25 protein-coding genes and 1 tRNA gene are annotated in these 21,649 nt (G+C 67.7%); 15 read left to right on the top strand and 11 right to left on the bottom strand.

Going from position 1 to position 21,649, the window contains the following annotated elements:
- Positions 1 to 15 precede the first annotated feature (15 nt).
- Positions 16 to 501 (top strand): hypothetical protein, encoded by a 486-nt coding sequence (locus LDL21_RS18395; RefSeq protein WP_225281198.1) that lies wholly within the window; start codon positions 16 to 18, stop codon positions 499 to 501.
- A gap of 46 nt (positions 502 to 547) precedes the next feature.
- Positions 548 to 823 (top strand): hypothetical protein, encoded by a 276-nt coding sequence (locus LDL21_RS18390; protein WP_225281085.1) that lies wholly within the window; start codon positions 548 to 550, stop codon positions 821 to 823.
- Positions 824 to 884: 61 nt separating this feature from the next.
- Here the strand turns inward: LDL21_RS18390 and LDL21_RS18385 are convergent, their stop codons facing one another.
- From LDL21_RS18385 to LDL21_RS18375, 3 genes are all read right to left on the bottom strand, one after another.
- On the bottom strand, positions 885 to 1,139 hold the full coding sequence (locus LDL21_RS18385; RefSeq protein WP_067486864.1) for a Txe/YoeB family addiction module toxin: 255 nt from the start codon (positions 1,137 to 1,139) through the stop codon (positions 885 to 887).
- A complete protein-coding gene (locus LDL21_RS18380) occupies positions 1,136 to 1,393 on the bottom strand; it encodes a type II toxin-antitoxin system Phd/YefM family antitoxin (RefSeq protein WP_067486861.1) in 258 nt (85 codons plus the stop codon). Before LDL21_RS18380 ends, LDL21_RS18385 begins: the two co-directional genes overlap by 4 nt.
- 109 nt (positions 1,394 to 1,502) lie before the next feature.
- A tRNA-Asn gene (locus LDL21_RS18375) sits at positions 1,503 to 1,575 on the bottom strand.
- A gap of 196 nt (positions 1,576 to 1,771) precedes the next feature.
- On the opposite strand from LDL21_RS18375, the gene LDL21_RS18370 reads away from it, so the two are divergent.
- Positions 1,772 to 2,023 (top strand): hypothetical protein, encoded by a 252-nt coding sequence (locus LDL21_RS18370; protein WP_067486858.1) that lies wholly within the window; start codon positions 1,772 to 1,774, stop codon positions 2,021 to 2,023.
- Here LDL21_RS18370 and dnaG read toward each other — a convergent pair.
- From dnaG to LDL21_RS18350, 4 genes are all read right to left on the bottom strand, one after another.
- The gene (gene dnaG / locus LDL21_RS18365; protein WP_225281084.1) at positions 2,020 to 3,960 is read right to left on the bottom strand and encodes a DNA primase; all 1,941 of its coding nucleotides are present in this window, start codon (positions 3,958 to 3,960) and stop codon (positions 2,020 to 2,022) included. The genes LDL21_RS18370 and dnaG overlap by 4 nt on opposite strands.
- Before the next feature lie 23 nt (positions 3,961 to 3,983).
- Positions 3,984 to 5,237 (bottom strand): deoxyguanosinetriphosphate triphosphohydrolase, encoded by a 1,254-nt coding sequence (locus tag LDL21_RS18360; RefSeq protein ID WP_225281083.1) that lies wholly within the window; start codon positions 5,235 to 5,237, stop codon positions 3,984 to 3,986.
- Position 5,238: 1 nt separating this feature from the next.
- The gene (locus tag LDL21_RS18355) at positions 5,239 to 5,817 is read right to left on the bottom strand and encodes a YdcF family protein (RefSeq protein ID WP_181701335.1); all 579 of its coding nucleotides are present in this window, start codon (positions 5,815 to 5,817) and stop codon (positions 5,239 to 5,241) included.
- 214 nt (positions 5,818 to 6,031) lie between these two features.
- Positions 6,032 to 6,709, bottom strand: coding sequence for an MBL fold metallo-hydrolase (locus tag LDL21_RS18350; RefSeq protein WP_225281082.1), 678 nt, complete (start codon positions 6,707 to 6,709; stop codon positions 6,032 to 6,034).
- A 262-nt stretch (positions 6,710 to 6,971) separates the two neighbouring features.
- Between LDL21_RS18350 and LDL21_RS18345 the strand changes: the two genes are divergently transcribed.
- Both LDL21_RS18345 and LDL21_RS18340 read left to right on the top strand, forming a co-directional pair.
- The gene (locus LDL21_RS18345; RefSeq protein ID WP_225281081.1) at positions 6,972 to 8,840 is read left to right on the top strand and encodes a TPM domain-containing protein; all 1,869 of its coding nucleotides are present in this window, start codon (positions 6,972 to 6,974) and stop codon (positions 8,838 to 8,840) included.
- A 44-nt stretch (positions 8,841 to 8,884) separates the two neighbouring features.
- Positions 8,885 to 9,703: a MerR family transcriptional regulator gene (locus LDL21_RS18340; RefSeq protein WP_225281080.1), complete on the top strand. Its 819-nt coding sequence runs from the start codon at positions 8,885 to 8,887 to the stop codon at positions 9,701 to 9,703.
- Positions 9,704 to 9,846: 143 nt separating this feature from the next.
- Here LDL21_RS18340 and LDL21_RS18335 read toward each other — a convergent pair whose 3' ends face one another.
- Together LDL21_RS18335 and LDL21_RS18330 are read right to left on the bottom strand one after the other, a co-directional pair.
- Positions 9,847 to 11,103 (bottom strand): phthiocerol/phthiodiolone dimycocerosyl transferase family protein, encoded by a 1,257-nt coding sequence (locus LDL21_RS18335; RefSeq protein WP_225281079.1) that lies wholly within the window; start codon positions 11,101 to 11,103, stop codon positions 9,847 to 9,849.
- Between the two features lie 127 nt (positions 11,104 to 11,230).
- Positions 11,231 to 12,631, bottom strand: a complete 1,401-nt coding sequence (locus tag LDL21_RS18330) for a glycine--tRNA ligase (RefSeq protein ID WP_210740697.1) — start codon at positions 12,629 to 12,631, stop codon at positions 11,231 to 11,233.
- Positions 12,632 to 12,809: 178 nt separating this feature from the next.
- Here LDL21_RS18330 and LDL21_RS18325 point away from each other — a divergent pair, with 178 nt between their 5' ends.
- The 9 genes from LDL21_RS18325 to LDL21_RS18285 all read left to right on the top strand — a co-directional run bounded on the left by LDL21_RS18325 (position 12,810) and on the right by LDL21_RS18285 (position 19,397).
- Complete coding sequence (locus LDL21_RS18325; RefSeq protein WP_067486782.1) at positions 12,810 to 13,160, top strand: ArsR/SmtB family transcription factor; 351 nt, start codon at positions 12,810 to 12,812, stop codon at positions 13,158 to 13,160.
- A 5-nt stretch (positions 13,161 to 13,165) separates the two neighbouring features.
- Positions 13,166 to 13,609 (top strand): Fur family transcriptional regulator, encoded by a 444-nt coding sequence (locus LDL21_RS18320; RefSeq protein WP_225281078.1) that lies wholly within the window; start codon positions 13,166 to 13,168, stop codon positions 13,607 to 13,609.
- A gap of 85 nt (positions 13,610 to 13,694) precedes the next feature.
- Positions 13,695 to 13,988, top strand: a complete 294-nt coding sequence (locus tag LDL21_RS18315) for a hypothetical protein (RefSeq protein WP_225281077.1) — start codon at positions 13,695 to 13,697, stop codon at positions 13,986 to 13,988.
- Positions 13,988 to 15,790 (top strand): alpha/beta hydrolase, encoded by a 1,803-nt coding sequence (locus LDL21_RS18310; protein ID WP_225281076.1) that lies wholly within the window; start codon positions 13,988 to 13,990, stop codon positions 15,788 to 15,790. Before LDL21_RS18315 ends, LDL21_RS18310 begins: the two co-directional genes overlap by 1 nt.
- Positions 15,787 to 16,287 carry a hypothetical protein gene (locus LDL21_RS18305; protein WP_225281075.1) on the top strand — a complete coding sequence of 167 codons (501 nt, stop codon included), beginning with the start codon at positions 15,787 to 15,789 and terminating at the stop codon, positions 16,285 to 16,287. Before LDL21_RS18310 ends, LDL21_RS18305 begins: the two co-directional genes overlap by 4 nt.
- A gap of 80 nt (positions 16,288 to 16,367) precedes the next feature.
- Positions 16,368 to 16,946 carry a DUF3558 domain-containing protein gene (locus tag LDL21_RS18300; protein ID WP_308017146.1) on the top strand — a complete coding sequence of 193 codons (579 nt, stop codon included), beginning with the start codon at positions 16,368 to 16,370 and terminating at the stop codon, positions 16,944 to 16,946.
- 12 nt (positions 16,947 to 16,958) lie between these two features.
- Positions 16,959 to 17,339 carry a hypothetical protein gene (locus tag LDL21_RS18295; RefSeq protein WP_225281074.1) on the top strand — a complete coding sequence of 127 codons (381 nt, stop codon included), beginning with the start codon at positions 16,959 to 16,961 and terminating at the stop codon, positions 17,337 to 17,339.
- Positions 17,336 to 18,652, top strand: a complete 1,317-nt coding sequence (locus tag LDL21_RS18290; RefSeq protein ID WP_225281073.1) for a hypothetical protein — start codon at positions 17,336 to 17,338, stop codon at positions 18,650 to 18,652. The genes LDL21_RS18295 and LDL21_RS18290 overlap by 4 nt, the downstream gene beginning before the upstream one ends.
- Positions 18,639 to 19,397, top strand: a complete 759-nt coding sequence (locus tag LDL21_RS18285) for an ESX secretion-associated protein EspG (RefSeq protein ID WP_225281072.1) — start codon at positions 18,639 to 18,641, stop codon at positions 19,395 to 19,397. The genes LDL21_RS18290 and LDL21_RS18285 overlap by 14 nt, the downstream gene beginning before the upstream one ends.
- Before the next feature lie 5 nt (positions 19,398 to 19,402).
- Here LDL21_RS18285 and LDL21_RS18280 read toward each other — a convergent pair whose 3' ends face one another.
- The gene (locus LDL21_RS18280; RefSeq protein WP_225281071.1) at positions 19,403 to 19,705 is read right to left on the bottom strand and encodes a hypothetical protein; all 303 of its coding nucleotides are present in this window, start codon (positions 19,703 to 19,705) and stop codon (positions 19,403 to 19,405) included.
- A 156-nt stretch (positions 19,706 to 19,861) separates the two neighbouring features.
- Here LDL21_RS18280 and LDL21_RS18275 point away from each other — a divergent pair, with 156 nt between their 5' ends.
- On the top strand, positions 19,862 to 20,389 hold the full coding sequence (locus tag LDL21_RS18275) for an HAD domain-containing protein (protein WP_225281070.1): 528 nt from the start codon (positions 19,862 to 19,864) through the stop codon (positions 20,387 to 20,389).
- 283 nt (positions 20,390 to 20,672) lie between these two features.
- Here the strand turns inward: LDL21_RS18275 and LDL21_RS18270 are convergent, their stop codons facing one another.
- A complete protein-coding gene (locus LDL21_RS18270; RefSeq protein ID WP_225281069.1) occupies positions 20,673 to 21,638 on the bottom strand; it encodes a hypothetical protein in 966 nt (321 codons plus the stop codon).
- Between the last annotated feature and the right edge of the window lie 11 nt (positions 21,639 to 21,649).

The following is a 21,649-nucleotide window of genomic DNA, read 5'->3' as shown; positions in this document are numbered from 1 at the left end:
TGGTAGGCATGGAGCATGTCCACGCCGGACGATCCACGTGACGCCTCCCGGTTGCACCGCCTCGCGGGCCGGTGGGCCACCAAAGGCCACGTCCTGGCCGACCCACCCATTCCTGTCCTCGGTTTCGACACCTACGACGTCTTCCCCGGCGGACACTTCCTGATCCACCACATCGACGTCACCGTCGGCGACCAACCGGTCCGCGGTATCGAGATAATCGGCGAACCCGACCCCGACGGCCCCGCCTTCCTCGCCCGCTCCTACGACAACACCGGCAGCACCGAACTGATGCGCGTGGAAATCATCGACATCCACACCTTCCACTTCACCGGCGGCCCCCAAATAGCCACCCCCGCCGCCCCCACAAACACCGAAACCACCGCCGTCCGCTCCACCCTCACCGTCGCCCCCGACGGCACCTCGATGACCGCCCGGTGGGAACGCTCCGAAGACGGCACCACCTGGCACTCCTGGATGCACATCGCCTTCACCAAGCAATGACCGAACTCACGGGCAGCGATAGAACTCAAGCGCGGAAGGCCGACTCATGAAGGACGGACGGCCTTTTCGCCAACCCGCCCGGGTAACCATGCACCTGAACGGTGGGTTCACCAAGGTGGTGCTGGAGGGCGTCACCGGCGAGTCCGTCATCACCCGCGACATCCCCACCCGAACCATTCCCCTCCACCTCCGAGCCATCGGAACCCGCATACTCCTCGTCGGCCACTTTCAAATCCCAGAAACCGACGATTCCGCGGAGGACATCAGACGCGCCCTGCAACACCCCGAAGTTCTCGACTCGGGCAGGCACCCGTCCGGCTGAGGCTCTGTACGCTCGATCGTCGCCGCTGAGCGTCGAAGTCCTTCGGACAGCACAGGACTGATCAGTAGTGGTACCTGGCCTGAACGACCGTGACGGTATCTCCCGAGACCGAGTAGACCAGCCGATGCTCGCTATCGATGCGGCGAGACCAGTAACCCGACTTGTCACCGCGAAGCGGCTCCGGCTTGCCGAGGCCCTCGAACGGGTCGCGTGCGATGTCATCGATCAGGCGGTTGATCCGGATGGCGATCTTGCGGTCAGTGCTGACCCAATGTGTGTAGTCTTCCCAAGCAACCTTGACGAAGACGACTCTCATCGGTCTCCTTCAGGCTGGAACTCGACCACATCACCGGACTCCGCCTGTGCGATGCCCTGCGCCAACCTCGCCGCGTTGGCAGGCGAACGCAGCAGGTACAGAGTTTCCTGCATCGAGTTGAATTCCTCTTCACTCAGCAGGACGGCGTTGCCCTTTTTGCTGGTGATGTGAATGGCGGTGCGGTCGTTGTTGACCTCTTCGATGAGCGGGAACAGCTTGTTCCGTGCTTCGCTCGCAGAGACGGTATCTGTCATGAGATTCCCAATCCTTGTACGGGATACCTGTACCGTACAGGTTTTCGGCACGATACGCATCGTACTGCAACAAAAAAGCCCCCTACCGCTGCGGTAGAGGGCTTCACTGCTCCCCCATCTGGACTCGAACCAGAAACCTGCCGATTAACAGTCGGCTGCTCTGCCAATTGAGCTATAGGGGAATATCCTGAGCTGTAGGGCTCGGGTCAGCTTGGCTGGCTGAACGAGATGAAACTTTAGCGTATGGGGTCGTGGGTTCCCAAATCGGGCTGCTACCTGCGGACATGTGGGGCGGTTGGGGGGTGGGGCGGATCGACAGGGGTGGGGTGTGTCGGGCAGGATGGGGCGCGCACACAGACGTGGGAGGAGCTCCAGGAGATGCTGCGGTTGATCATCGGCGTAGCGGCCGGGTATGTGCTCGGCACGAAGGCCGGGCGGGCGCGCTATGAGCAGATCAGTGCGGCGACACGGGCGGTGACGGGTAGCCCCGTGACGAAGAAGCTGGTGTCGGTGGGCAGGCAGAAGCTGTCGGACAAGCTGAGCACTCAGCCGAAGCTGGAGCCGATGGAGCCGCTCGACGAGCGGACCACGGTGATGGTGCCGCACAACCAGCTGCGCCGGGGGCGTTAGACGCCGGTGACGTTGGGGTCGTTTCCCATCGCTCGCTGCCCGAGGTCCTTGCGGTACGCCTCGAGGGCCACCAGGTCGCCGAACAGCTCCATGTAACCGTCGGGCTGATCGGACGCCGACATGCGCTGCAGGCGCGACTTCAGCTCGGCGATCTGGCGGCCCACCCAGATCTCCTGCACGCGGGCGAGCACCCCGGAGATGAGCCGCGGGACGTCCTCCTGGGTGCGGACGGGCAGTTGTTCGTTGGCCAGCTCCGAGACGAGGGCCCGGATGAGCAGGTCCTCGCTCTGATCGGCTACTGCGGCGACCCACTCGGCGCCGGTGAGACCCGACGCGGTGCCGCCGGCTTTCGCGATCATCAATCGGACCATCACGTAGGCGGGGTGGATGAACGCGTCGGCCTCGACGTCGTCGAAGGCCGGGCCCGCGATCCCCGGGTATTGCAGAGCCGCGCACAGGCTTTGGCGCTGAGCGAGCAACGTCGGTTCGCGGGGGTCGGGGCGGGCCGAGTCGCCGTTGCCGCGGGCGGGCGCGACGGGCCGTGGTGCGACGGCGCCGCGGCGGCCACCCTTGTCGTCGGCGGGCGCCGCGCCGCCGCGGAAGTGCTTGCGGGCTTCGTCACCGACCTGGCGCACCAGGGACTGGATGTCGTCCACGCCGAGCCAGCCGGCCAGCTTCGTCGCATAACCCTTGCGGGTCGCGTTGTCCTTGATCTGGGCGACCACCGGAACCGCGCGCCGACGCGCCTCGACCTGTCCTTCGACCGTGTCGAGGTTGTATTCGGCGAGCACGCCGCGAATCACGAACTCGTAGAGCGGGGTTCGGCGGGCGACGAGGTCGCGCACGGCGGAGTCGCCCGAGCGCTGACGCAGCTCGCACGGATCCTGCCCGTCGGGCGCCACCGCGATATAGGTCTGCCCGGCCAGCCGCTGGTCGCCGCTGAAGGCCTTCAGCGCGGCCGCCTGGCCCGCCGCGTCGCCGTCGAAGGTGTAGATGATCTCGCCGCGCCAGAAGTTGTCGTCCATGAGCAGCCTGCGCAACACCTGCAGGTGTTCTTCGCCGAAGGCCGTTCCGCAGGAGGCGACAGCCGTCTTCACGCCCGCCAGGTGCATGGCCATCACGTCGGTGTATCCCTCGACGACCACGGCCTGATGCCCCTTGGCGATCTCGCGCTTGGCGTGATCGAGGCCGAACAGCACCTGAGACTTCTTGTACAGCAACGTTTCCGGCGTATTCACGTACTTGCCGGGCATGGTGTCGTCGTCGAAGATCTTGCGGGCGCCGAACCCGATCACCTCACCACCGAGGTTGCGGATGGGCCACAGCAGCCTGCGATGGAAACGGTCGATCGGGCCGCGTTTGCCCTGCTTGGACAGCCCGGCCGCTTCCAGTTCCTTGAACTCGAAACCCAGGCGCTGCAGGTGTTTGGTGAGGGTGTCCCAGCCCGCGGGCGCGTAACCGCAGCCGAACTGCTGCCAGACGGCCTGGTCGAAGTTTCGGTCGGTCAGGTACTTGCGGGCGGCCTCGGCCTCGGGTTCGTACAGCCGCTCGGCGTAGAACTCCTGCGCGGCGGCGTTGGCGGCGACCAGCCGGGAGCGGGTGCCGCGGTCGCGCTGCACCGAGGTGCCGCCGCCCTCGTAGTTGATCTGGTAGCCGATGCGGTCGGCCATCTGCTCGACGGCCTCGACGAATCCGATGTGCTCGATCTGCTGCAGGAACTTGTAGACGTCACCGCCCTCGCCACAGCCGAAGCAGTGGAACAGGCCGTGATTGGGCCGCACATGGAACGACGGGGACTTCTCGTCGTGGAACGGGCACAGGCCTTTGATCGAGTCGGCACCGGCGCGTTTGAGCGCCACGTACTCTCCGACAACGTCTTCGATCCGGACACGTTCACGGATCGCCGCGATATCGCGATCTGGGATTCGTCCGGCCACGCGGCAAGTCTAGTGGGTCCAGGTCAGCGGCAGTCCAGCGCGGTCGCGACCCGCTCGAAGCGGCTTTCGGTGTAGGAGGCGATCTGGTCGATCACCACACGCACCCGGGCGGTGTCGTCGGTGGCGGCGTTCCACCAGGGCAGCATCTGGTCGTCGAGGTGGGCCGGAGCGGTGGTGAGCAGGCGGTCCGCGACGGCCTGGACACGTTCGCGCTGGGTCTGCTGCCTGGCCAGGTGCCCACGATCGGAACGCACGTACCGCAGCGCGACCGTCTTGAGCACGGCCACCTCGGCCGCGACCACCGGCGGCACGATCAGATCGGCCTCGTAGCGCGTCAGCGGGCCCGGCCCGGCGTGCTCCTGGGTGGCGACGATGGCGGCGGTCGCGAAGCGCCCGACCAGTTCACTGGTGAGCCGTTTCAGGGCGACCGACGCGGCGAAGGTGCCGTCGTAGCCCGCCGCCTCGGCGACCACGTCGAGTTCGGACAGCCGTTGCGCGGCGGCGGCCAGGGCGTCGATCGACTGGTCGGGGTGTTCGCCGTGGCCCTGTTCGGCCAGGGCCGCCTGTTCGGCGGGGTCGGCGAGGGCACGCAGATCGATGCGGCCGACGATCACGCCGTCTTCCACATCGTGCACGGAGTACGCCACGTCGTCGGACCAGTCCATGATCTGGCATTCCAGGCTCTGCTTGCGCTCGGGAGCGTCCTTGCGCACCCACGCCAAGCGCTCCAGGTCGTCGACGTAGGCGCCGAACTTGGTGCCGGAACCGCTTCTGCCCCACGGGTATTTGAGGGTGGCGTCGAGGGCGGCGCGGGTGAGGTTGAGTCCGGCGCTCTCGCCGTCGGCGTCGAGGACCTTGGGCTCGAGGCGGGTGAGGATGCGCAGATTCTGGGCGTTGCCTTCGAAACCGCCGTAGGCGTCGGCGAATTCGTCGAGGGCGCGTTCGCCGTTGTGGCCGTAGGGCGGGTGGCCGATGTCGTGGGCGAGGCCGGCCAGGTCGGCGAGGTCGGGGTCGGCGCCGATGCCGTCGGCGATGCTGCGTCCGATCTGGGCGACCTCGAGCGAATGGGTGAGCCGGGTGCGCGGGGTGTCGCCTTCGCGCGGGCCCATGACCTGGGTTTTGTCGGCCAGGCGACGCAGCGCGGCCGAGTGCAGCACACGCGCCCTGTCCCGGGAGAATTCGCTGCGGTGGCCCTTGCCCGCCGCACCCGGCCAGGCGGTTTTGCCCGGTTCGGTGACCATGCGTTCGCGGTCGTGCGGGGTGTAGGTATCGGTCATCTCACTGTCCCGCCTCGTAAGGGAAATCTGCCGAGAAATGAGTGAGCTGGTACCACAGCAGCGCACCGGTCTCGCGGGCGATGCCGTGGAATTGCGACTCCCTCGTGTAGACGGCCGGCCCGGTGCGGGTGGGTGCGGTCCAGGCGTGCAGACCGGCGTCTCGCGCCATCGTCCTGGTTCGCAGTGAATGCCACGGGTCGCTCACGAGTACGGCCGATGACAAGCCGTTCTCGTGCATGGCGGCGGCGACGGCTTCGATGCTGCGCAACGTGTCGGAACCGGTTTCGACGGCGAGGATGTCGGCGCTCGGCACACCCTTGTCCTCGAGATATTGCTTGCCCGAGGCGGCTTCGGTGTAGAGGTCGCCCTCCTGCTTGCCACCGACGGTGATCACCAGGGGCGCCACACCCGTCTCGTAGAGCCGCCACGCCTGGTACAGCCTGGCCTCGAAGACCGACGACGGCGTCCCCGAGTACTGGGCGGCGCCGAGCACCACGATCGCGTCGGCCGGGGTGTGGTCGTCGATCCGCGCGACCTGCCACACCCGGAACGCCGTCCCACCGACCAGGACCAAGCCCATCACGATCGCGCCGGCGACCAGCCTGGTGATCCAGATCGAGACCGTCGAGAGCAGGCCGCGCCGGTGCCGGGCATCCGGAGCGGGCACGGTCGTGCGCGAAGAACCCGATTTCACCTTGCTCAGTCTGCCAGGTGGCACCGACCGGCCGTCGGCTCAGCGGTCACTACTGAATTCCGGTCCGGTGAACGACGCGCCGTGCCTGGTCGGCCTCGGACTACCAGCCCCGGGCCCGCCACTCGGGCAGCTGGGGTCGCTCCGCGCCGAGGGTGGTGTCGTCGCCGTGACCGGGGTAGACGACGGTGTCGTCCGGGTAGCGGTCGAACAGTTTGGTGGTCACATCGGTGAGCAGGGAGTCGAAATCCTCGGCGTTGTGCGTTTTGCCCACGCCGCCGGGGAACAGGGAGTCACCGGTGAACAGGTGAGTGCGGCCCGCGCCGTCGGTCAGGGCCAGCGCGATCGAGCCAGGGGTGTGGCCGCGCAGGTGGATGGCGGTGAGGGTGAGTTCGCCCAGGTCGATGGTCGCGCCGTCGGCGAGGAGGCGGTCGGGGGTGACGGGCAGTGGTTCGGCGTCGAGGGGGTGCGCGGCCGACGGGACGGCGAGGGCGCCTGCCACATCCGCCAGCGCCCACCAGTGGTCGGGGTGCTGGTGGGTGGTGACGATGAGTTCGACCTGCCCCTCCGCCTCCTGGTTCACCAGTTCGAGGATGCGGCTCGCCTCGTTGGCGGCGTCGATCAGCAGGGTTGATCCGGTGGCGGCGCATCGCACGAGGTAGGTGTTGTTGTTCATGGCGCCGACGGCCATTTTCACGATGCGGGCGCCGGGTACTTCGCGCTGGTGGGCGTCGCCGCCGGGGGCGACCTGACCGGTGTAGCGAGCATCGACAGTGACCATGCCCCGATGGTAATGAGGCACGCGCCGCCCTGTCGTACCCGTCTCACTCGGCCCGGGCCGTTAGATTCGACTCATGCCGCTGCCGAGGAAGAGTCCGCATATCCGATCGGTGAGGTGCGTCGAGCGAGCCCGCACGTCCGATCGATCAGCGGCGGGGCAACTCTGGGGCGCGGACACGGGGAAGCGCTTCGTCGCGAATCTGCTCGGCGCGTTGCTGCTTCTGCTGTGTGCCCCGGCGGCCGGTGCGGAGCCACCGACACGGATGGGTCCGCAACTGGTCGACTCCGCCGAGGCGCTCGGCCCGGCAGACGAACAACAGGTGCTCGGCGCCATCGACACCCTCTACCGCGATCACCAGGTGAAACTCTGGCTCGTCTACGTCCACGACTTCGGGTCCATGTCCGCCCGCGATTGGGCAGCGCGCACGGCCGAGCTCTCCGATTTCGGCGACCGCGATCTGCTGCTCGCGGTGGCCGTCGACGATCGCGGCTACTGGTTCGACGGCGTCCCACCCGCCAGCATCACCGACGCCGAGGTGGAGTCGCTGCTGGCCGACACGGTGGAACCCGATCTGCGCGAACAGAAATGGGCGCAGGCGGGGATCGACACCGCCGAGGGACTCGGGGCGGCGGCGCGCGGTGGTGGCACGTCGTGGGGTGTGCTGGTGTTGATAGCTCTGGCCGTGGTGGTGGCGGCCGGCCTGCTCGTTCTCGTCATGCGCAGGCGTCGCCAGACCAAGGACCGGGCGGAACTCGCGACAGCACGCGGCATGGACCCCACCGATTCGGCTGCGCTGTCGCGTCTTTCGCTGCCGACGCTGCACGCGTTGTCGAAGGAGCGCCTGGTCGAGATCGACGACGCGGTGCGGACGAGCGAGGAGGAATTGGCGCTGGCGACCGGCGAATTCGGCGAGACGGCGGTGACACCGTTCCGGAACGCCCTCGACGCGGCCCGCGCGGCGACCGCGAAGGCGTTCGCCCTCCGTCAGCAACTCGACGACGCCGTTCCCGAAACGCCCGATCAGCAGCGCGCCCTGCTGCTGGACCTGCTGTCGACCACCGGGACGGCCGACCGTGAACTAGACGCCCAGGTGGCCGACTTCGACGCTATGCGCGATCTGCTCATCGACGCGCCCGCCCGCCTCGACGCTCTCACCCGCACCGTCGTCGAGCTCACCGCGCGCCTGCCCGCCGCCGACACCGAACTGACCCGGCTCGACGCGACCTATCCCCCGACGATGCTGACCTCCGTGCGCGACAACGTGCGCATGGCCCGCGAGCGAATCGCCTTCGCCCAGACCAATATCGACGCCGCCCGCGACGTACTCACGAAACCGGCCGGGCAGCAGGGTGGTGCGGTGGCGGCGATCCGCGCGGCCGAGGCCGCTCTCGGCCAGGCCCGCACGCTGCTCGACACCGTCGAGCACGCTGCGGCCGACATCCAGCAGGCCCGCGACGGATTGCCCGCCGCTCTGGACGAACTGCGCGCCGATCTCGCCGCCGCGTCCACCCTGACCGAATTCGGTGGCACCCAGCTCAGCGGCGCGATGGCCACCGCGACCACCACTCTGAACACGGTGGACGACGCCGATCCGCTCGGCGCCTTCCACGAGGTGGTCACCGCCGACGCCGACCTCGACCGGGCCATCGCCGCCGCCTCGGACCGCAAGCTCGCCGTCGAGGACCTGCGCCGCCGGCTCGACCGCACACTGCTCGACGCGACCAGCCGTATCGATGCCGCCTCGTCGTTCATCACCACGCGGCGCGGCGGTGTCGACGCCGAGGCACGCACCCGGCTGGCGGAGGCACAACGTCATCTCGGACAGGCGCGGCAGCAGGCAGGCACCGATCCCGAACTGGCTTTGCAGAGCGCACAGGCCGCCGCCGAATTGGGCGGGCGGGCCCTGCAACAGGCGGAGGCGAGCGTACGGGCCTGGGAGACAAGACAACCCATGTCCGGAAGCGGACAGACCGGTGCGGTGCTCGGCGGGATCCTGCTCGACGGTCTGCTGCGCGGGGCGATCAGTGGCTCGCGTGGGGGCGGGTACGGCTCACGCGGGGGCGGGTACCGGCCCGGATCGTTCGGTGGATCGTCGGGGTCGCGCCGCGTGAGCCGAGGCGGCAGATTCTGATCGTTGACTCTCACACTGTGTGAGGCCGTACACCGGAGGGCGTCATGTTCAGTATCGGAGATTTCGCCAGACACGGTCAGGTGTCGGTGCGCATGCTGCGCCACTACGACGCGGTCGGATTGTTGCGACCAGCCCGGGTCGATCCGGCCACCGGCTACCGGTTCTATTCGGCCGCGCAGCTGGCCAGGCTCAACCGGATCGTCGCGCTCAAGGGGCTCGGGTTCAGTCTCGAGCAGGTGGGCCGGATGCTCGAGCCGGGGCCACAACCCCGGGAGCTGCGCGGCATGCTCACGTTGCGCCGGGCGGAACTGGAACAGCGGTTGGCGGCCGACCGCGCGCGGCTGACCGAGGTCGAGGCGAGACTCCGCATCATCGAGAAGGAGGGCGTCATGCCCGAGCAGGATGTTGTGATCAAGTCCGTGCCCGCGGTGCGGGTGGCCAGGTCGAGCGGGGTGGCGGCGGGTTTCGAACCCGCCCACGTCAGCCCGGTGATCCAGCCGTTGTTCGAGGGGCTCAGCGATCGGCTCGCACAGGCGGGCATCGCGATCGCCGGTCCGGCCATCGCGTACTACGAGCCCGCCGACGACGGCACCGTTCGGGTGCACGCCTGTGTGCCGGTGAATGCCGAACCCGGCGCGGTACCCGACATTTCGATCGTCGACCTGCCCGCCCACGACCGGGTGGCGACGACGGTTTACCACGGGAATGTCAGCGGGATCGGTGAGGCGTGGCAGGAACTGGGTCGCTGGGTGGAGGACAACGGGTACCGCACGGCCGCCCCGGTGCGTGAGGTGACGCTCGAATGGACACCGGATCCGAACGGATGGGTCACCGAGTTGCAGGAACCACTGGCCGCGAGGTAGTGGAATCGGCCCGCCGCTGCGGATGGACCCTCCATGGGCGGGCGCGCGGCACGACTTCCGGTCGGCCGCGTGGTCGAGTCGACCAGCCGCCTTGGCTCCGGTGCCGCGTGGGCGGTCGGCCGTCCCCGATGCGCCGGGTGACTTCAGGCGGACGCTGCGGTTTCGCGTGAGCAGGCCCAGGTGAGTTCTGCGACAACGGCTGTCAGCAATTCGGCTGCGCGTGCACCGCCGCCGAGGCGGCCGATCGTCAGCCTGCCGAGGTAGGTGTAGACGAGGAAGGTGACCGCTGCGGCCGCACCGGTGGACGGGCGGGGGTGGGCGGAGAGGTAGACGATCTCGTAGTCGTCGAGGATGAGGCCGGCCGGTGCGCGGAACAGCGGCACCGTTCCGGTGTTGGTGACGGCGATGTGGCCCGCGGTCGAGTGGATCCGGTCGGGGCCGTAGTAGTCCGGGAAATGCAGCACCGACTGTTCGACGACGCCGTCGGCCAGGTCGTTGTGCAGGCTGGTGCCGATGCGGCGGGCCAGGCCGACGACATCGTCGGTGTCGTCGGTCGCGAACGCCGCGAGCCCGGACACGTTCGTCCCCGCTTCCGCCGCCACCGGCGGGTCGAGTCGCCTGCGCAGATCGACCGGGTAGACACAGCCGACCCGCTCCCCGCCGTACAGCCCGCGGTATGCCCGCAGCACGGCGGCGGTGACCAACCCGTTGACGCTCACCGCATGCGCGCGAGCCAGCTCGAGCACGCGCGCGGTCTCGGCCGGATCCAGCTGCACGCGAGCGGGTCTGGCGAGGGCGGCGGGCTCGGCGCGCTGGGACCCACCGGTCTCGGCCACGACGAGCGGCCGCGTCACCGCTTCCAGCCCCGACCTCGGACCGCGCCCGATCCCCCGCTGCGCCAGCATCATCTCCAGCGACACCGGCAGCGTCCGCGCCCCCGCGGTGATCTTCCCGGTCTCCACATGATCGGTGTAGTACCCCCACAGCCGCGCGAACAGCTCGACGCAATGCCCGGCGTCGGCCACCCCGTGGTGCACGAACAACGTGACCCTGGCCCGATCCTCCTCGGCGAGAACGACATCCAGGTATCCGAGCTGATCGGCGGGGTCCATGGTCTCGGCGGGCACCCGCACCTCGTCGGGATCACCGAAACTCACCCACGCACCGACGGCCTCGAAATCTCCCGGCCGCAACAGGATTCCGTGTCCGTCGGAGTCCTCGACGATCCGGCACACCAGAATCGGGAACGCCCGCTGCAATGCCGCGAACGCCGCCCCCAGCGCGGCGGCGTCGAGTTCCCCGTGCACCGTCACCGAGCGCCCGGTGAACGTGCCGTGCCGAACGAATCGTTGTTCCGACGGGTCGAGCACCCGCACCACGTCTTCCGGTTCCCACAGCACACCGAAATCGTGAACTACCCACCCAGCCGACGCAAACCGTCAGCTACACAGTGTGATCAACGCGGCTCGACCATGATCACGTGTCCAGACATGCGAAAGCCCGCGACGAGCGCGGGCTTTCGGCGGGTCAGGCGCCGATGAGGCGCGCGGCGAGGTAGGACTCGACCTGGTCGAGGGCGATGCGTTCCTGGGCCATCGAGTCGCGCTCGCGCACCGTCACGGCCTGGTCGTCGAGGGTGTCGAAGTCGACCGTGATGCAGAACGGGGTACCGATCTCGTCCTGACGGCGGTAGCGGCGGCCGATGGCACCCGCGTCGTCGAAGTCGATGTTCCAGTTGCGGCGCAGCTGGGCGGCGAGGTCCTTGGCCTTCGGGGTGAGGTCGGCGTTGCGTGAGAGCGGCAGCACCGCGGCCTTGACCGGCGCCAGGCGACGATCCAGACGCAGCACCGTGCGTACGTCGACACCGCCCTTGGCGTTGGGCGCCTCGTCCTCGGCGTAGGCGTCGACCAGGAACGCCATCAGCGAACGGGTCAGACCGGCCGCGGGCTCGATGACGTACGGGATGTAGCGCTCACCGGAGGCCTGATCGAAGAAGCTCAGGTCGGTGCCCGAGTGCTCCGAGTGCGTCTTGAGGTCGTAATCGGTGCGGTTGGCGATGCCCTCGAGCTCGCCCCACTCGCTGCCCTGGAAGCGGAAGCGGTACTCGATGTCGGTGGTACCGGCCGAGTAGTGTGACAGCTTTTCCTTCGGGTGCTCGAACAGGCGCAGGTTGTCCGGGTCGATGCCGAGGTCGGTGTACCAGGCCAGGCGGGTGTCGATCCAGTACTTGTGCCACTCGGCGTCTTCACCGGGCTTGACGAAGAACTCCATCTCCATCTGCTCGAACTCGCGCGTGCGGAAGATGAAGTTGCCGGGGGTGATCTCGTTGCGGAAGCTCTTGCCGATCTGGGCGATGCCGAACGGCGGCTTCTTGCGCGCGGTGGTCTCGACATTCTTGTAGTTGACGAAGATGCCCTGCGCTGTCTCGGGGCGCAGATAGTGCAGGCCCTCTTCGTCGTCGACCGGGCCGAGGAAGGTCTTGAGCAGACCGGAGAAGTTCTTCGGCTCGGTCCACTTGCCGGGCTGGCCGGTCTCGGGGTCGTTGATATCGGCCAGGCCGTTGGCAGGCGGGCGGCCGTGCTTCTCCTCGTAGGCTTCCAGGAGGTGGTCGGCGCGGTAGCGCTTGTGGGTGTGCAGCGACTCGACCAGCGGGTCGGAGAACGTGGCGACGTGGCCCGAGGCCTCCCAGACCTGGCGGGGCAGGATCACCGAGGAGTCCAGGCCGACAACGTCTTCGCGGCTGGTGACCATGGTCCGCCACCACTGCCGCTTGATGTTCTCCTTCAGCTCCACGCCCAGCGGACCGTAGTCCCACGCCGACTTGGTGCCTCCGTAGATCTCACCGCACGGGTAGACCAGACCCCGGCGCTTGGCGAGGTTGGCAACGGTGTCCACCTTCGACTTGGGTGCCACGCGAGATTTCTCCATCCACTGCGAGTCGGTTGTTCGGTAACCAGCCTGCACGGTTTTCCGAACGCATTTGGTCCAGCGTATCGGGCCGGGTCCAGGGAGATATCAGCAGCCGACCCATGCCACGCCGCGCCACATTCGACATGCGCACTTTTGCATGTCAAAATGGTATCGGTTTCCATTAAGGAGTTGGTTGATGACCACCGATGCCGCGCCTGCGCACCAGCACAGCCCGTATCAGTCCCTGCCGCCCGCGCCGGTGCCCGCGCGCACGGTGCTCGAGGACGCGGGTGAGCTGCTGCGCGCCCTGGCCGCCCCGGTGCGGATCGCGATCGTGCTGCAATTGCGCGAGTCACCGCGCTGCGTGCACGAGCTGGTCGACGCGCTCGGGGTCACCCAGCCGCTGGTCAGCCAGCATCTGCGCATTCTCAAATCGGCGGGCGTCGTGCACGGGGAACGCTCGGGTCGCGAGGTGCTCTACGAACTCGTCGACGATCATCTGGCGCACATCGTCGTCGATGCCGTCGCCCATGCCGAGGAAGGGTGAAACCGTTGACAGACAACCACTCCGGCAAGCAGGTCGGTGTTCGCAGCACCCGTCAGCGCAGCGCCATCTCGGCGCTGCTCGGCGATATCGACGAGTTCCGCTCGGCGCAGGAGCTGCACGACGAACTACGCAAACGCGGCGAAGGCATCGGCCTGACCACCGTGTATCGCACCCTGCAATCGCTGGCCGACGCCGGCATGGTCGACGTATTGCGCACCGACTCCGGTGAGTCCGTGTACCGCCAGTGCTCGAGCGGACACCATCACCACCTGGTGTGCAGGCAGTGCGGCAGCACCGTCGAGGTGGAGGGCCCGACCGTGGAGGCGTGGGCCGAGGCGATCGCGGGCGAACACGGCTTCACCCAGGTGAGCCACACGTTGGAGATCTTCGGCACCTGCCGCGACTGCGTGCGCGCCGCCGCCGAGAACAGCGAGTCCGCCTCCGTGTGACTCACGTCACATGATGGAACCCTTGCTCCGCGTGCCCCGTCCAACCATCACAACGACGAGGCGCGGTAGCGGAGGAGGGGATTTCGTGAGTGGATTCTTGGGGGTCGAACCCGGGCAGCTGACGGCGATGGCGACCACCTGGCGTGCGGAGGCCGGGGCCGTGGAGGCGCTGAGCTGGGCGGTGATGAACGAGGCGACCGGCGAGGGAAGTGACGTGCTCGCCGTGCTGCGGGGCGTCCCCGATCCGGCGCGCCAGGCGATGACCTCGATCGCGACCAGGTATTCGGCGCTGGCCGATCTGCTCGACAAGTTCTCGGCCGACATCCAGGCCGCCGACGGCGCGACCGCCGCCGAGATCACGAAGCTGGAGCCGCGCTGATGCGGCCGACGATCCCCCAGCTCGACACCTGGAATCTCGACGCCGTGCACCGGGCCGCCGAAGCTGCCCGCGCGAACGCCGACCTGCTCTCCACCTCGGTGGACGATTGTTCGCGCGCACTGTCGGCGGCGGGAAGCTGGCACGGCCGGACGAAAGACGCGGCCACGCAGCGCATCGATGAGGAAGTCGATCACGGGTACGAAGTGCGTGCGGTGCTGCTGCGCATCGCCGACGACGCCGCCGATGTGTGTCAAGGGCTGAAGCACGCGAAAACGTATGTGCTGGAACAGAAGAACCTCGCGGTGTCGCAAGGGTTCACTGTTTCGGCCGACGGTGCCGTGAGTCATCCGGAGCCCGAAAAGGAAGGCGCCGCAGGGGTTTTCCAGCTGAACCTGCGCAGCGGACTGGACGAGATCGAACGGCTCGACACCCTGTTCGGTGGTCGATTGCGCGAGGCGGTGGGTGATCTGGCCGCCATTCGCGATGGTCAGCCCAGCATTGCGCTCGCCGATGGCTCGATGCACGACCCCGACGCGGTGGTGACACGGTTGGCGGCGCTGTCGCCCGATGAGCGGGCCGCCTTCCTGGCCGGGTTGAGTCCGGAAGCCCAGCGTCAGCTGGTGATCGCCGCGCCGGAGACCCTCGGCAACCTCAACGGCGTGCCGTTCGCGATGCGGGTCGAGGCGAACGAGATCAACATCCGCAACGCGCTCACCAGGGAGAAAGCCAAGCCGGTGCCGGATGCGGCCCGGGTGGGGCAGCTGGAAGCCATGCTGTCGCCGATCCCGGATCCGGAGGCGACCGTCTCGGCCGCGGCGCTGGGCATGGTGGACCGCAAGTTCGTCATGTTCAGCACGGAGGGCAACGGGCGGATGATCGAGATGCTCGGCAGCATCCGATCGGGGGTACCCGGTGTCGGTGTCTACGTGCCGGGCACCAGCACCAATCTCAATGCGTCCGGTTCGAACCACGTCGCCGCCTGGAACCTGGCCGACCGGACCGGCGGACCGATCCTCCTCTACATGGAGGGCGACTTTCCGCAGAGTCTCACCAGCCTGTCCGATGGTGCGCCGAGCCCGTCGTTCGCCGCGGAGATGGCGCCGAAACTGGTCGAGTTCGGTCGGGAAGTGGATCGGGAGGTGAGCAGCCACGCGCCGGGCACGCCCGTGACGTATGTCGGGCACTCCTACGGCGGGTCGGTGGTTGGTTCCGCCGAGCAACTCGGGCTGCGGGCCGACCGGATCCTGCACGCGTCGTCGGCGGGAACCGGTGTGTTCGAAGGTGGGTGGAACAACCCGAATCCCGATGTGCAGCGCTATTCGATGACCGCGCCCGGCGACCTCATCGGCGTCGTCCAGTCCTACCCGGATGCCGGGCTCAGCCTCCCCGGCCTGCGCCTGCCCGGCAACCCGCACGCCTCCGATGTCCTCGGCGGCGACCCCGACGAGGTTCCCGGCGTGATCCGGCTCGACACCGGCTACTACGGCGACAGCTCGTCGCGTGCGGGTGAGGTCGTGTTCGGCACCGACGGCCACGGCAAGTACTGGGACGATCCCGGATCGACCGCCTTCGGCAATATCGTCGGCGTCATCGCGGGAACGGACGCGACCGCCTACGTGGAGCGCGGCATCGAAACCCCCTGGGTGGATGTGGGTCTCGGCGACAACGGCAACGGCGGCAAGGAAGCGTTCGACGCCGGTCGCGCCGCCACCGCGCAGGCCGTCCTCGATATCGAGAACCCGTACGCCGACCCGCGCGTGACCGACAATCCGCAACTCGGCGCCCGGATCGAGATCCGATGAGAATCATTGCCGTGCTGGCGGTTTCGCTGGCGCTCACGGCGTGCTCACTGGTCGAGGAGCACGGTCCGACCAATGAGGACATCATGCGGCGGTCGGGGCTGACCGTGACCGAGAGCAAGCCGGTTGTGGCTGACAACTTCGAGCTGATCTGGCCGGAGGAGCTGTCCGTCGACCCGGCGACGGTCGACACGAGCACCGGATGCCGCAGCAGGATGGACTCGATCAGCATGGACGGCCCACCCTGGCGGCCCCGATATCAGCGGGAGCAGGTCGACCCGTCGCAGGAGTTCATCGACCGGGCGATGGCCAAGCTCGAGGCGATGACCGCTCGCGGGTTCACCCTGGTGCCGAGTCAGAACCCCGATGCGGACCCGGTGAGCAGGTATTACCGGGACGCGCGTGGGTTCTCGGTGTCGTCGTCGCGCAGCCGGGTGGGGCCCGACAAGCAGGAGGTGCGCTTCACCATGGCGTCCACCTCACCGTGCGCGGCCGAGTGAGACTTCGGGGTGTCGCAGTGGGAGACAACAGTGGCTACGATCGCGGGAACGTCGTGCACGGTACCGGTTCTGCGGGAGGGATGACAGACATGGCAGTTCGACGGGGTACAGGCATGGTGGGGGTTGTGGCGGCAGTGGGGTTTGCCGTCGCCGGGTGCGGGAGTGAGCAGGGGGCGGCCACTCCGCAGCCGAGCCAGGTGAGTGTGGCGGCCAGTCCTACCTCGGTGGATGCCGAGGCGAAGGTGTGGGATCCGTGTTCGCTGCCGGATTCGGCGGTCGGTGGGGTCGGGTTGAATGTGGGGAGTAAGAAGAAGGATGTTGCGGGGGTGGATTTTTCGGGGTGGAAGGTGTGCAGTTGGAGCGATTCCGCCAAGCAGTACACGTTCTCCGTGATGTCGTCGGAGCACCCGATCGCAGATTCGCGGGCGAGAACCGACTTCACCGACTTCGTTCCGATGACCGTCGGCTCCCACAACGCTCTGCAGCTCCGGACCACCGGGTCCACGCATGACAGCGGCTGCAGCATCGTCGTGGAAGTTCCCGACGGCTCCGTGATGTTCCGGGTGCTCAACCGCGTGAGCGCGTCGGCGCCGCCGTCTCCGTGCCCGGAGGTGGGGCGACTGGCCGACTCCTTGGTTCAGTACATTCCGGCGAACTGACCGGGAGCCACAATGCCGCTGAGCATCGACCCCAACGAATGGAATCAACTGCTGGTTCAGGCCGAGTCCGGTCAGCTGTCGCTGGACCCCGACATCGGCAAGGGCCTCGACCAGGCGTGCGACTACCACCTGGACCGGCTCGAGGAGATCTATGCCCAGGTCGACCAGGTACGCAACATCACCGGTTTCGGCTCGTTCAACTCCAGCCAGACCTTGGAGCGCAAGTTTTCGTTGACCGCGTCCGGCGGCGACCGCCCACTCGACGAAGTACTCAAGAAGCACATCGAAGTCGTCCAGACCGCGAAAGAGGTTGTCGCCAAGGCGATCGCGAATTTCGTCGCCCAGGACCAGGCGGCAAGCGACCAGATCTCCGCGACGGGAGAACACCTGTGACCTACGAGGATTACAAGAGCAGAGTGATCGCCGCGCAGGAACAGTGGAACATCGAACGGTCGAAGATCTACGCCAGCTATGCCGACGGCAACTACGCCACCATTTTCGACGGCGACCTGCAACCGCCGCATATCACCACCCCCGACAATTACGACAGCATGTCACTCGAACAGATGCAGGCCGCGGTCGCCGCGATGAAACCCCGCCTGGTCGACGACGCCGTGACTGCCTGGGCGAATATCGGCATGAATCTGATGGGCACCTTCCTGAAGTTCAATCAGGAGTTCTCCCGCACGGTCACCGGCGCCAACGGGCACAGCGGATGGACCGGTGCGGCGGCGTCGGCGGCGGTCGCGGCGGTGAACAACTACTCGGAACGTTCGATCCCGCTGTCGCAGGCGGCAACCGCGATCAGCTGGAAGCTCACCGAGATGCGCACCGGAATCGAGCAGACGCAGGCATTGATGCCGGGGCTCACCGAGCGCGAGAATGTCACCGGTAAGACGTTGCCGACCGAGGGGGTGATGAAGGTCGACGATCACAATCGCGAAGAAGCCACGCAGGAGGCGCGCAGGATTCTGCGCACCGTCTACAGCCAGGTGGCGGGACAGGCCGATGTTGGGGTGCCCTTCCTGCCGACCGCACCGGTCATCGCGGGCGACGGCGGCGGTCCCGGTGGTCCCGGCGCGGGCGGTGGTGATTCGAATACCGGCGACACTCCCGGAGACTCGGCCGGCAGCAGCCCTGAAGACACCGGCGCGGGCGACGACCCGACGACCACCGAGAACCCGAATTCCGACCCTGCTGCCACCACACCGCAATCCACCGACCCGAGCTCGACCACCTCGCAGAGTTCCACGGCGACACCACAATCCAGCACGCCGTCCACTTCGGCCCCGTCCGCCGGTTCCCCCACGGCGACCGGGCCCGGCGTGACCGCTCCCGGAGCGACCGGGCCCGGCGGCGGGAGCAACGGTGCCCGAGGTGGAGGCAGCAGCGCGGGCCGTGGCGGTGGCTCGGCAGCCGGCAGTCCCGCAGCGCCGGGCAAATCGAGCCCCGGCAACCACTCCCCTGCCGCAGCTGCCGCCGCCGGTTCACGGGCAGGCGCGGCGGCCGGTGGCGGTCGCGGAGCACCCGGGATGGGCGCCATGGGCGCGCCCGGTGCCAGGGGCGCCGGCTCGGACGAGGACCGGACCAAAGGCATTCCCGATTACCTGATCACCCAGGACAACGGCGACCTGCTGATCGGAACCGACGGAATCAAAACCGTGCCCCCAGTGATCGGCGGAGACCACGACAGTGCACCGAGTTGAGTTCACCGGCATCGAATTCGAGATCCTCTGGTCCGGTTACGGCCGCGACCGCCTCCCCTACCCACTCCAGTACCGCACCGACATCGCCGATTTCGACGAACTGAAACGCAACCGAGAAGCAGCCGTGGAAAAGCTGCTCGCCAAATACGATCCGGCGATCGAACAGGCCATCGACGTGCTGCTCGTACCCGATGCCAGGGTCGAGTCCAAAGGTTATGTCGGCCAAGACGTCTCGAACGTCATCCGTTTCCACGGCGCTATTCGGGGCCGGGCCGGCGCCACCCTCGCCCAGGCACCGGGGACCGCCGAGGACACCGGCAGCGATGTCGTTCTCACCTGTTGCACCGCGGACCAGGTCGCCGCCCTGACCGTCGCGGCGCTTCCCCGTACCAAGCCCGGCACCAAACCGCCCGTCGAGGTGCGTCGCGAACGCCTCGCCGAGGAAGAGGAACACTTCGAATACCGCGCGGGACGCCTGAGTTCCCTGGAACAGCTCAACCGGATCTTCAGCCGCCCCCGCCACGCTGTCGGCGAAATCTCCGCCCTCGCGGGCCCCGCCCTCGACTCGCGCCCCACCCCCGCCCGCAGCTTCTGGTGGATGGACTACCCCGACGGCCGCTACTACGTCAAAACCGGCGACCCGATCATCGCCGAACCCCTCCCCACCTCACGAATGATCGCCGGCATCCACCGCATGCTCACCCGAGCCCAGCGCTACCACCAGGAATTCGGCCCCAACCCCTGAATTCTCTACCGCTGAGGCGGCATCCCCTGCGGCGGATATCCCGGCTGCTGCGGGTAACCCTGCTGCACAGCATTCGGATTCCCCGGGTACTGCTGATATCCGGGCTGGGGCTGATACATCCCCTGCTGCGGGTACGCCCCCTGCTGCGGAAACTGCTGCCCCATCGGCGGAACCTGCCCCGGGTAATACGGCGGCACCCCACCACGGACAGGCGGCCGCCGAGACCCGGACGACACCTTCACGATCACAAGAATGATCCCCCCGAAAACCAGCACGAACGCAAACAAACTACCCAATGCTTCGAACATGCCCGCATCCTCTCACACCCGAGCGGGACACCCTCAATTCCCGAAAATCGTTGACCGAGGCCATCTTCGACTGGTCACCAGGTCGCGATGAAATCATCAGATCGTGGCCTACGGAGTAACACCCGAGATCGCCGCACAATCCACTAGCCTGCGAAGATGCCGAACGAGCTGCCTCGTCCACTGCTCTTCCTCGATGTCGATGGACCGCTGCTTCCTTTCGGTGAAATACCTGAACACGAGTCGGTTCCAGCGCCATGCCGCGAACCCCGGCCCGGCACCAATCCGCTTCTGGCACGCCTGGATCCCACGCTCGGCCCACTGCTGACGGCGTTGCCGTGCGAGCCGGTGTGGGCAACAACTTGGATGCATGAGGCGAACCGCGTGGTGAGCCCGGCCCTCGGGTTGCCGACACTGGCCGTTGTGGAGTGGCCCGAGACACACAACGATCGCGTCGACGAATGGTACGGATTGCATTGGAAGACACGCGCATTGCTCGCTTGCGCGTCGGGTCGCTCGTTCATCTGGATCGACGACGAAATCGGCGACGGCGACCGGGAATGGGTATCTGCTCACCACGACGGACGGGCGCTGCTCTACCGCGTCGAACCACAGATAGGCCTGCGCCACAATGATTTCCCTGCCCTATTGGACTTGATCCAGTCCCTGCCGGCTGAGAGCCGATAGTGACCAGACCTATGACTCCCTGTGCTACGCGACCGTTGACGACAAGCGGCCTGCTCCGTAAGTCGGTCGTATGAGGTTCAAGCGCTTCGCGAGCAGCGCGCTCGTTGCGAGTCCGGAGATCGACTCGGCGTGCAGCGATTACGCCCGCTATTCGCTGCACAATGTGAAGCGAATCCACCCGACGTCGACGTCCGCTGAACGCAGCGTGTGGGGGGTGGGCTTCCGAATGACGCAAAGATCCCCCACGCGACAGTTGTTCGCGCGGGGGATCTTTGGTGAATGGTCAGGCGGGGACGGGCTGGTGGGATTCGGTGGGGTGGGGCTGGCGGGTGCGGAGGGCGCCCAGACCGAGGAGGGCGATTCCGGCGATGGCCCAGGTGAGGAGGATGGCGAGGGGGAAGGTGGCTCCCGCGCCGTCGAAGTAGGCGATCGAGCGCATCAGGGTGGCGGCGGCGCCGGGTGGGAGGAGCTGGCCGAGGGTGCCCCAGGGCTGCGGGAGGAGTTCGGGGGCGGAGGTGGCGGCGGAGAAGGGGTTGCCGATGAGGAGCATGAGGAGGGCGCCGAGGCCGATGCCCGCGCGGCCGATGGTGGCGGCGAGGCCGACGATGGTCGCGGCTACGGCGAAGGAGGCAAGGGCGGCGATGGCGGCGAGGGTCGGGTAGGAGCCGGGGACGATCGAGAGCCAGGTGTGGAAGATCAGGGCGCTGAGGAGGCCGCCGACGATGCCGAAGGTGGCAAGACCCGCCAGGCGGGCACCGAGGGTGGGGACCACCAGGGTGAGCAGGACGCCCGCGGCGATGCCGGACATGACCAGCGGGAGCACCATCGCACCGAAGCCCGCGCCGCGCGGGTCGTCGGGGTCCGAGGCGATCACGTCTTGGACCGGGACGGAAGTGGCGCCGCCGAACTGCTGAGCCAGCGCGGTGAGCTGCTGGGCGACGGCCGGTGACGCGGCGGAGGCGACGAGCACCTGGGGTGCGCCGCCACCGGTGACGATCGCGCCGTAGACCTCGCGGTCGGCGAGGGCGGTGCGGGCGGCGTCCGCGCCGGCGAGGGTGGTGACCTCGAAAGCGCCGGGGCTGCGCTGTTGCAGCTGCTGACCGACCTGCGCGGCCTGCGGGCCTGCGACGGCGATCGGGAGGTCGCGGGGGGCGAGATTGACAGCGGGCCAGGCGAATGCAATCAGCATCAAAGCCTGCAGCAGGGTGGCCGCGAGCCCGAGACCGACCGCTCGGCGGGTGATCGTCATGGCATTTCTCC

Source organism: Nocardia rosealba (genome assembly GCF_020216065.1).
GTDB lineage: Bacteria > Actinomycetota > Actinomycetes > Mycobacteriales > Mycobacteriaceae > Nocardia > Nocardia rosealba.
The sequence above is the reverse complement of the archived record's forward strand: the minus strand, read 5'-3'. Positions and strand labels throughout refer to the sequence as shown.